8 protein-coding genes are annotated in these 10,617 nt (G+C 28.0%); 3 read left to right on the forward strand and 5 right to left on the reverse strand.

What is annotated here, in order from left to right; translation table 11 throughout:
• Positions 1-9 precede the first annotated feature (9 nt).
• Genes C7380_RS12140 through C7380_RS12160 form a run of 5 tightly spaced genes read right to left on the reverse strand, consistent with a single transcriptional unit; the run spans position 10 to position 7,027 of the window.
• Positions 10-1,056, reverse strand: coding sequence for an ABC transporter ATP-binding protein (locus tag C7380_RS12140; protein ID WP_109606308.1), 1,047 nt, complete (start codon positions 1,054-1,056; stop codon positions 10-12).
• Positions 1,046-1,990: an ABC transporter ATP-binding protein gene (locus tag C7380_RS12145; RefSeq protein ID WP_109606322.1), complete on the reverse strand. Its 945-nt coding sequence runs from the start codon at positions 1,988-1,990 to the stop codon at positions 1,046-1,048. Before C7380_RS12145 ends, C7380_RS12140 begins: the two co-directional genes overlap by 11 nt.
• A gap of 52 nt (positions 1,991-2,042) precedes the next feature.
• Positions 2,043-3,443 carry an ABC transporter permease gene (locus C7380_RS12150; protein WP_109606310.1) on the reverse strand — a complete coding sequence of 467 codons (1,401 nt, stop codon included), beginning with the start codon at positions 3,441-3,443 and terminating at the stop codon, positions 2,043-2,045.
• A 1-nt stretch (position 3,444) separates the two neighbouring features.
• The gene (locus tag C7380_RS12155) at positions 3,445-4,485 is read right to left on the reverse strand and encodes an ABC transporter permease (protein ID WP_109606312.1); all 1,041 of its coding nucleotides are present in this window, start codon (positions 4,483-4,485) and stop codon (positions 3,445-3,447) included.
• A gap of 55 nt (positions 4,486-4,540) precedes the next feature.
• Positions 4,541-7,027 (reverse strand): ABC transporter substrate-binding protein, encoded by a 2,487-nt coding sequence (locus C7380_RS12160; RefSeq protein ID WP_109606314.1) that lies wholly within the window; start codon positions 7,025-7,027, stop codon positions 4,541-4,543.
• A gap of 376 nt (positions 7,028-7,403) precedes the next feature.
• On the opposite strand from C7380_RS12160, the gene C7380_RS12165 reads away from it, so the two are divergent.
• From C7380_RS12165 to C7380_RS12175, 3 genes are read left to right on the forward strand one after another with little or no spacing between them, the layout of a single operon-like run.
• Positions 7,404-8,585 (forward strand): sensor histidine kinase, encoded by a 1,182-nt coding sequence (locus C7380_RS12165; protein WP_158274907.1) that lies wholly within the window; start codon positions 7,404-7,406, stop codon positions 8,583-8,585.
• On the forward strand, positions 8,563-9,222 hold the full coding sequence (locus C7380_RS12170; protein WP_109606318.1) for a response regulator transcription factor: 660 nt from the start codon (positions 8,563-8,565) through the stop codon (positions 9,220-9,222). Before C7380_RS12165 ends, C7380_RS12170 begins: the two co-directional genes overlap by 23 nt.
• A 5-nt stretch (positions 9,223-9,227) precedes the next feature.
• Positions 9,228-10,172 (forward strand): DUF4097 family beta strand repeat-containing protein, encoded by a 945-nt coding sequence (locus C7380_RS12175; RefSeq protein WP_109606320.1) that lies wholly within the window; start codon positions 9,228-9,230, stop codon positions 10,170-10,172.
• Positions 10,173-10,617: the final 445 nt, after the last annotated feature.

The following is a 10,617-nucleotide window of genomic DNA, read 5'->3' on the forward strand; positions in this document are numbered from 1 at the left end:
TGGAGAGTATTAATACTCTCCATTTAAAACTTTTTCTTCTTCATTATTTTTAATTATTTCTTCTATTCTTCTACATGCAGCGAAATGACCTTCATTAAATTCTTTTATTTCTGGTTCTTCCAAAGCCCAACATTCTTCCTTTGCGTATGGGCATCTTGGATGAAATCTACATCCTTTTGGAATATTTGCTGCAGAAGGTATTTCACCTTTTATAGGGACTTTTTTTACTTTATTTACTTTTCCTGCAATTGGTTCGCATACAGCAGATATCAAAGCTTTTGTATATGGATGAAGTGAATTATCTATAACATCATCTGGTGTTCCCATTTCTACTATTTTACCAAGATACATAACAGCTATTCTATCTGTAAAATATCTTGCAGTTGATAAATCATGAGTTATGTATAAATATGTCAAATTTAACTCTTTCTGCACTTGTTTTAACATATGAAGGATTTCAGCCCTAGTTGATAGATCTATCATTGAAACTGGTTCATCTGCGACTAATAGTTTTGGAGATAGCATTAAAGCTCTGGCCGTTGAAGCTCTTTGCCTCTGACCACCAGAAAGCATATGCGGATATCTACCCATAAACTCTTCTGGGGGCATTAATCTAACTTTTTCCAATCCATTTTTTATTAGAATTTCTCTTTTTAATCTATCTTCTTCAATTTTATGAATTATCAAAGGTTCTTCCATAACATCTTTCACTTTAAATCTTGGATTCATAGATGCATAAGGATCTTGAAATATCATTTGTACTTCTGTTCTATATTTTTTTAATCTATCTTTAGATATATGAGTCACATCTTCATCATTGAATATTAATTGACCATCTGTAGGTTCATGAAGTTGCATGACCATTTTTGCTGTTGTAGTTTTACCACAACCAGATTCACCTATTAGACCGAATATTTCCCCTTTTTTAATACTGAAAGAAACCCCATCTACCGCTTTAACATATCTTTGCTGACCTGAAAAAAATTCTTTCATAGTTCTTTTTATTGGAAACCATTTTTTTAAATTTTTTATTTCAACTAAATTTTCAGTTTTCATCTGCATCACACCTCCAACATGCTACCTTATGTTCAGCTTCTATTTCTTTTAAAATAGGTTCTTCTGTTTTACATTTTTCAAAAGCATAAGGACAACGAGGATGAAATCTACAGCCTTTTGGAGGATTTAAAAGATTAGGAGGTGTTCCTTTAATAAAAGCTAATTCTTTTACATTTTCATGTAATTTAGGAGTTGCCGCTAATAGCCTTTCAGTATAAGGATGAGCAGGTCCCTGTTCACCATATATTTGTTGATTTGTACCTATTTCTACTATTTTTCCAGCATACATAACAGCGATTCTATCTGAAACTTCTGCTTCTGTAGCCAAATCATGAGTTATAAATATGAATGAAAGATTCAATTTTTCTTTTAAATCTTTCAAAAGATTTATTATTTGAGCTTGAACTACAACATCAAGAGCTGTTGTAGGTTCATCACATATGACTAATGAAGGTTCTAAAAAAAGTGCTGAAGCTATAGCAATTCTTTGTTTCATACCACCTGATAATTCATGAGGATATCTTTTTAAAATATCTTCTGATAATCCAACATAGTTTAAATATTTTATCATAGTTTTTTTAGCCTCTGATTTACTCATAGGCTTATGCAATTGAAGAGTTTCCATCAATTGTTTTTCTATAGTGAAAACAGGTGTTAAAGAGTTCATAGCACCTTGAAATACCATAGAAACTTTTTCCCATCTTATATTTTTCCTCAATTCTCTTTCTGTTAATGGAACTATATCTTTACCATCTATTAATATTTGACCTCCAACGATTTCACCAGGAGGTGAAGGCATTTTTAATATTGAAAAACCTGTTGTGGTTTTACCACAACCAGATTCACCAACAAGACCTAAAGTTTCTCCCTTTTTTAATTTAAATGATATGTCATCAACTGCTTTTACATCACCATTTTCGGTTTTATAATACATTTTAAGATTTTTAACTTCTAAAGCAATATCATTATTCAAAATAATCACAACCTTATCTTGTTTTTAGTTTAGGCATTAATATTTTATCCATAGAAAAGCCAATAAATGCGAATGTCATTCCAACCACAGATATCATTAACCCAGGAGGAATAATCCACCACCAAATACCTTGAACCATTGCTCCACCAGTTCTTGCATCTTGAAGGATTTGACCCCAAGTTACAATAGAGGCATCGCCAAGTCCTAAAACACTCATACCTGCTTCAGTAAGTATTGCTGCAGGTACAGATAAAGCCATGTTTGCAAAAGAATAAGGTACTAATAAAGGGATCATATGTTTAAAAATTATTCTTGAATTACTTGCACCTAAAGCTTTTGATGCTTCTATATAAGTTTCTTCTTTTATTTGAAGACCCATACTTCTAACGGTTCTTACAGAACCAGTCCAATTTAATAAACACATCAAAATTATTAAAGTCCATATACTTGGTTTAAATATTGCAGATATGACTATTAATATTGGGATAAATGGAATATTTAAGAAAAATTCTAAAATTCTTTGCATAAAAGAGTCTACCCAACCACCATAATAAGCACTGGTTATACCATAACTAACACCTACTGTTACTGAAATAGCAGCTGTTAAAAGACCTATTAATAAAGCCCATTTTATTCCCGCAAGAACGCCACTCCAAAGGTCTCTTTTAAAATTATCGGTACCAAGTACACCAGAAACTTTTCCATTTATTTTAGCTAAAGGATTAGAGATCTCTCCTTCTCCTTTGGTAAAAATAGCTTGAACTGTTATTTTATAATCTCCTTTTAAAAATTCTGGAGATGATATAATATTTTCTTTTGCTTGTGAAAATATTATATTTAAAGGGTTTATAGTGCTCTTTAACACACTTGATGAGTTTTCATAATCTATTTTATTTGCAAATTTATATGCACCATCTTTAGCATCTGTACCAAGAGAAATTCTTACATCAGATTTATTGCTCAGGTTTAAAGATTTTTTTGATAAAATTATTTTTTCTCCATCTGGGCGTATCAAATTAATACTTATAATTGGAGAACCAATTGCATCAAAATGTATTATAAAATCTTCTGGTGCAGTCGCAAAATCAAAGTTATAATCAAAATCAAAATTATATATTTTTAAAGCACCTTTAGAAATTTCTTCAAAGTTAGAGTTTTCTAATATTTGTGTTTCAGGCAATTTTTCTTTTCTAAACCAATTAGTCCAAACAGGTGCTGCACTTTTTGGATTGTCTTCCCAATAAGTTATATCTCTCCATCTGTTGGTTGCTTCTGGATAAGGAGAAATAATTGGTTCAAATATAGTTATTAGTATTAAGATTATCAATAGTACTAAACCAACCATACCAGATTTAATTTTTCTGAATTCAGTCCAAAATTCATTAAATGCATATGAAAAATCTTTCCATTTCAAATCAACCACCTACTTTTATTCTAGGATCAAGGAATCCATATATGAGATCGAGAATAACCAAGCCAATGATATAAATACCCGTAGTAAAAGCAAGATTTCCCATTAATACAGGAATATCATTTTGTTGATTTGCTATCAGGTAAAGGTTTCCCATTCCTGGCCAACTAAAGATTCCTTCAAAGATTAAAGAACCCCCAAAAGATGCAAGAATAGATAAAACTACCATGGTTATTATAGGTGGTGCAGCTGTTCTCATAGTATGTCTGTATAGAACACTATTTTCACCTATACCTCTTGCTCTTGCAGCCATTATATAATCTTCTTGAAGTGTTCCTAAAACTATATTTCTAACAATAAAAGATACTCCCCAAAATCCCACTATTACATAAGTTATAACTGGTAAAGCGAGATGATGAAGATAATCTAAAAATAGTCCAAAAGATGTTTCAGGAGGAGGTACTCTGTGCATACCGCCACTTGGAAATATTTTTAAGCCATAACTAAATAACATTATAAACATCATTCCAACCCACCATTTTGGCATACCAAAAACTATCATTGTTATGACAGAAGTTGTTCTATCAAATTTGCCGCTTGGTTTTTGAGCTTTTTTCAGACCTATGAGCAAAGCTATTATAAGTATTATTACTTGAGATAGAGTGAATAATACAATAGTTCGAGGTAGAGCTTCAAGAACGATCTTTGTAACATCCTTTTCGCCAGAGCTCGAAGTTATATTTGTAGCCTGACCAAAATCAAATCTTATAGTTTTCCAAGTATTATTAAAAACTCTTTCAATATAACTTTTATCTAGACCATAAAGCTTTATATAATATTCTTTCCTGTTCTTAACAAAAGAAGAGGCATCAAATTTAGGGTTATTTTCTGATAATGATTTTACTTCCATTCTTATTTGTTCATTAATGGTACCCATAGTTGTTTCTTCCATTACTTTGTTGAACAGGGCAGAGTATGTAAACATAAGAATTATAAACATTATTATACCGGCTATAATTCTTTTTATTACATATTTCCAATACATATGATCAACTCCTGTTTATGAAAAGGGGAGATAAAATCCCCCCTTAAGATTGTTTTTAATAAATAACTAAAGATCCTGTTTTTGTATCAACAAATAATCCATCAAGAGTTGCAGTTACAACATATATATAGCTACCTGAATCTAATTTTTCAGTAGCTGTTGATGGAATTAATCCCATAAATTCTCCAGGACCATAGTTCATAGCATCAAATTCTACTTCGCCTTCAGGAGTTACAAGTATTATTTTTACTTCTGCTTCATTTGCTAAAGCTGTTTCATCATTAGGGAAACTAACTTTAGAAACATTGATTTCAAATTCGGCATCTTCACCAGACATTGCTATATCAGGAGCAGTTAAACTATCTATTCTTGCTCTATCTTTCTTATAAATTTTTTCCCAATGTCCTTTTTCGAATGGATATGAAGCATCTCTGTATGCTGATAGTTCAACATAATTTGAATCTGTATCTATTTTTGTCAACATGAATGGACCATACCCTATGAAAGCATGATTATATTTATCTATAAAATCTATAGCCATTTTATAATCTTTTATAGCTTCATCAGCAGTTATTAAACCATTCAATTCTTCAGGTATATATTTTCTATCTATCATTTGATTTAATTTAGCTCTTATATCCTTAACACATTTAGGAGTTTTTACATCTACTTCTTCAACGCCTTCTTCTTGATTGAAACCCCATTTAGTACCAGATTGACTATCATTTTCAATAACTAATAATGCCAATGCTTCTGCAATTTCCCAAGCAACACCTACTCCAGGATTTCTTGAACTTATTCTTAAAGAAGGAGCGTATCCTCCAGCCATATCTAATTTATTCATAGGGAAATTATAGTTTCCATATGTTCTTATAGTATTATCATCTAATATTTCCCATGCAACATATACACTATCTATTGAATCTTTAAATTGCATTTCCATATGAGGATGATATTTTTTATCCTGATCATTAGCTTTAGTTGACCAATCAAATATAAAAGAATTAGCATAAATATAATCTCTTACATCCATCATTCTTCCATGATGCCATTTAAAGTAACTTAAATCCCAAGTAGCTTCAAATACTGATTTAACACCATTTCCAACTGGAACATATTTTTTCTGATTTATATCATATATTTCTGCATCAGCTGGAACATTTATATTTCCTTTTATATTTCCTTCAGCATCTTTATAAGGTGCCGATTTGAAATCTTTAAGAGTTGCAACTCTTTCAACGGTAACTCCAAATGGAGTATCGATCATACTTCTTTCGAACATAACTGTTGAAACATTACTTGAATAAGTATCTCCAAATCCATTATATCCTATTGGATCCCATGCATTCATAAAAAGATTACCTGCTGCAGAGAATTGAATTATTTTTAAGATATTATCTTTAACTTTTGCATTTTCAAGACTCCATCTGTTCAAACCATCACCGAGTCCATAAGGCATTCTTTCAATAAATCTATCTTTGTTTGCAACATAAAAATCATTTTGATAAGTTATAAAAAGTCTTATTGAGTCATGAATTCCCAATTCTGTTGCTTTTGTTATTTTTTCCCAATATTCTTCTTCTGTTAAGAAATTACCATTCATAAAATCTGAAGCTAATTTATCTATTTCTGGTTGTTCATAGTTCCACCATGTGTCGAGTCCCCAACCTGGCATATTAGTTCCACGTGGTGCGAGATGTTGATTTACAGGAGTTCTCCACCAAACATATGTTGAACCAGCACCCCAACCTTCAGTATACATTTGCCATATGTAGTCAGCTGGATCTGTGTTATAAACAGTATTAGAAGCTTTAGATCTATCCCATAAAAGTCTTTCAACTTTTATGCCTGCTTCTTCAACTAAATCAGAAACATAATTTCCCAGTTTAAGTCTACCTTCTGGGTCATCTACTCTTATTATGAATTTTATTGTAACTGGTTCATTGTTGAAATACCAGAAACCATCTTTTTTAACCAATTTACCTTTGTTTTCTGGTATTTGTGAAGCTTTTTGCATGGCTGCTTCTATATCAGCTAAAGCTTTTTCTTTATCTCCTTCAGGAGTGATACCCATCTTTTGTGCTACCAAATCAACTTTCCAAGCATTTGGTTGACCTGGTGTTGCAGGTGTAAAAGAAGGTCCACCAGATCCGCCTTGTATTTCTTCAACAATATATTTTCTATCAATTAAAAAGTTCATTGCAAATCTTATTTCTCTTATTGCAAAAGGATTAAAATATGTCTTTCCTTGAACTTCTACTTGATAAGGTGCGGCATTAGGTATTGGGTTTAAAATCAAATCCCAACTTCCAGAAGGTACTGAATAAACATCGAGTTTATCTCTTGTAGCTTTATCTAACCCTTTAAACATTGATCCTGGAACACTATTCATGAAAAGGTCAAAAATACCTTCTGAAATATCTTTTACGGCGATATCTTGAGACATTCTCGCTCCAAAGTAAATTTTGTCAGGTTGTGGCCCTTTCACAGCGAATGATAAGACCATAACTAAGATAAATAAAAACAATAAAAACTTTCTCATCCTATTCCCCCCTTTGAGTGATGTGAAAAAAGGTTAATTTTTCATTACATATGATAACAAAAAAATAAACTATAAATATATGACTAAAGTCATGTTTATTGAAATAATTTGTAATTTTTTAACTTTAAATTAATTATTTTTATATTTTGTTTACAGATAATTATTTTATCATAATAAAATTAATTTTGAAATATTAATTTTTCAAACAGAAATTAAACGTTTGATATAATAAAGTTAATAAGAAGTGAAAAAATACGATTCTTAAATTTTTCTTATGTTAAGAAAAAATTAAAATAAAACGATTAAAATATTTTTGTTCTATGATAAAGTAATATGACTCTGTATTTGATATAATAGTTATATAATGGAGGTCTATATGAATAAAAAAATATTTTTTTATGGAATCACTATAAGATTGTCTATATATGCAGCTTTAATATTTAGTTTAATAGAAGAGTATCATTATTTTCCAAATGATTTAATAAAATATTTGATAATAGTTGGATTTATATTTGTCAATGATATTTTTAGATATATGATTAAATCAAGAAGAGTATTTTTTATAATATCTTTTATATTTTCTATAATCATATCTGTATTTCTCACGGCTTATGTTAGTAATGATTTTTTGATATATTTCTTCTTTTTAACTTATGAATTTATAATAGATGAAAGTGGTATTTATTCTTTCTTGATAGGTATTTTTCATTTTTTATCTTTTACATATATATGGCTTGTAAATAGTGGTATGAATTTAATAAAAGATAAAAATATATTTGAATTGATCATTTATAATAGTACGGATTTTTTTACAAATATATTCATATATTTTGTAATAGTCGCAATTTTATTTTTAATAAAGAGATTAATAAATGAAAGAAATAAGGTCATGAAATTAAATGAAAAGCTAAAAAATTCTTTAGAAGAAATAGAAATTTTAACTATACAAAATGAAAGAAACAGACTTGCACAAGAAATACATGATTCAATAGGACATTCTATAGCTGGATTAATAATGCATTTAGATTATTTAGAAAAAATATATAAAAATAATAGTAAAGAAGTTGAAAGTATAATAGAAAAATCTCAAAATCTTGCAAGAAATTCTATGAAGGATTTAAGAAAGGCTGTAAATACTTTAAAGGAAGATTTAAATATAAATAACTTACAAGAAAGTATAGAAAATTTGATAGAAAATGTGAGTACTAAAGAAAAAGTAATAGAGTATATTTTTGATGGGAATATAGAAAATATGAATCAAAATATTAAATATACTGTTTTTAGAATATCACAGGAATTGATAACTAATTCTTTGAAGCATTCAAAAGGAAATAAAATATATTTATATATAAAAAATGATGGTGATTTTATTGAAATAAAAGAATCTGATAACGGATTTTTTAATGGAATATTTGAAAAAGGAAATGGATTGAAGGGTATAGAAAAAAGAGTTAAAAGTGTTAATGGTGAAGTAATTTATGATTATGAAAAAAATTTTTCTATTTTAATAAAGATACCTCTGGAGGGTGTATATAATGATAAAAGTTATGATTGTTGATGATCAACCTTTGATAAGAGATGGTATAAAAATGATATTATCCTTGAATGAAGATATAGAAGTGATGGCAGAAGCTGAAAATGGAAATGAAGCTATTCAAAAATTAAATGAATTGAATATAGATGTCATATTGATGGATGTAAGAATGCCTGTTTTAAATGGAGTTGAAGCTACTAAAATTATAAAAAAGAATTTTAAAAATATAAAAGTTATAATTTTAACAACTTTTAAAGATGATGAATATTTATTTGAAGCTTTAAAAAATGGGGCTGATGGATATATTTTAAAAGATGTTAAATCTGATGAAATAATAGAAGCTATAAAAACAGTTTATTCAGGAAATCTATTAATCCAATCGGAAATGGCGAGTAAAATGGTTAAATTTTTTAATAACTCTCAAAATAGCATAAAAGAAAAAGAAGAAATTAAAATAAAAGGGCCATATGAAAATTTGACTCAAAGAGAAATAGAAATTGCGATACTGATTTCAGAAGGTAATTCAAATAAAGAAATATCTGAAAAATTGTTTATAACAGAAGGAACGGTAAAAAATCATTTAACAAGAATATTGTCAAAACTTCAATTAAGAGATAGAACTCAACTTGCTTTATATATAAATAAGACATTAGAAAGTTAAGATATATGAAAAAAATTTGTACATTTATATTTATAATTTTTAGCCTTATTCTTTTTTCTAAAGAATATAATTTAATAGAAGTTTATGATATACCGCTTTTTAACTATAAAAATTTAAAAGCGGATTTAAATTTTGTTGATATAAATTTATATTATTCTATGAAAAATAATATAAAAATGACTTTGAAAAATAATGAAAGATTATTTCCAGATATTTCTTTTAAACCGTATTTAAATACATTTAATATAAACGAAAATCTTTTTGATAATTCTAAAACTTTTTCATTATTTAAAAAGTTACTTATAAATAATGAACATCTGATAAGTAGTTGGAATGGCAGTGGTAGAATAACAATTTATACTACAGCTAAGTTTGATAATGTTATCTTTTCGAATTATTCTGGAAATATAAATATAAAAGATATAAATGTCAAAGAAAATTGTGTTTTGAAAAGTGTTAATGGAAATATATCATTAAAAAATTTAAATGTACATGATTTAGATATAAATAATATTCAAGGGAATATAGAATCACAAAATATCATGTCATCTGGAAGTATAAACATGAATTCAAAATCATCCAATATAATTTTGAAAAACGGAATATATTTTGAAAATTATTTTAATATACTTACTCAAGAGTCTGATATTTATATAGAAAATTTATATGGTGAATATACAGATATAAGATCTAAAAAATTAAAACTTGTAATTATGAGTGAAAAAATAAAAAAAATAGATATAGAATCTGATTTTGGTGATATAAAAATATTTGTTAAAGATAAAAATTTTTCTATAAATTTAGAAACTCAAGATGGTGATATATCATATTTTGGAGAAAAACATGATAAAACTTTAAAAAAACAAAAAAATAATACAAATAATTTTTTAAATATAAAGATTAAGTCTGGAAATATATATATAGAGGATATATCGAATATAAAAGAATAAAAAATAATATATAGTATATTACTTTAGTAATTGTGAGTAAATAATTACCATAGTCACTTAAATAATCTATATATTAGTAGTAAAATTTAAGTGCCTCAACCCTCTGAGAGGACTTTCTCTTTATAATATATAAAAAATAAGAACAATTGAATTTGTTCTTATTTTTTTATTTATATTTAATTTAAAATAAAAAATAATTAATTGATTGATGGATTAACGAATAATTAAGGAATAGTTCAAACAAAAGAAATTGACAGAATAAAAATAATATGATATTATTAGACACAGTTAAGCAAGAAATAAAAGCTATTTGAAAAGTGGATAGAAGAAAGCCAATAAGGTAAGGAAGAAAAAGACGTCAGAGAAAGAACTGAAGAAGGACAAACCATAAGGATGAAGGGTTTGATCCTGGCTCAGGGTGAACGCTGGCGGCGCGCCTAACACA

This window comes from Oceanotoga teriensis (assembly GCF_003148465.1).
Classification (GTDB): Bacteria; Thermotogota; Thermotogae; order Petrotogales; family Petrotogaceae; genus Oceanotoga; species Oceanotoga teriensis.

Coding starts and splice junctions, on each gene's coding strand:
- C7380_RS12155 (WP_109606312.1), bottom strand. CDS start 4,485: ATGTATTGGAAATATGTAATAAAAAGAATTATAGCCGGTATAATAATG.
- C7380_RS12165 (WP_158274907.1), top strand. CDS start 7,404: ATGAATAAAAAAATATTTTTTTATGGAATCACTATAAGATTGTCTATA.
- C7380_RS12140 (WP_109606308.1), bottom strand. CDS start 1,056: ATGAAAACTGAAAATTTAGTTGAAATAAAAAATTTAAAAAAATGGTTT.
- C7380_RS12170 (WP_109606318.1), top strand. CDS start 8,563: ATGATAAAAGTTATGATTGTTGATGATCAACCTTTGATAAGAGATGGT.
- C7380_RS12145 (WP_109606322.1), bottom strand. CDS start 1,990: ATGTATTATAAAACCGAAAATGGTGATGTAAAAGCAGTTGATGACATA.
- C7380_RS12175 (WP_109606320.1), top strand. CDS start 9,228: ATGAAAAAAATTTGTACATTTATATTTATAATTTTTAGCCTTATTCTT.
- C7380_RS12160 (WP_109606314.1), bottom strand. CDS start 7,027: ATGAGAAAGTTTTTATTGTTTTTATTTATCTTAGTTATGGTCTTATCA.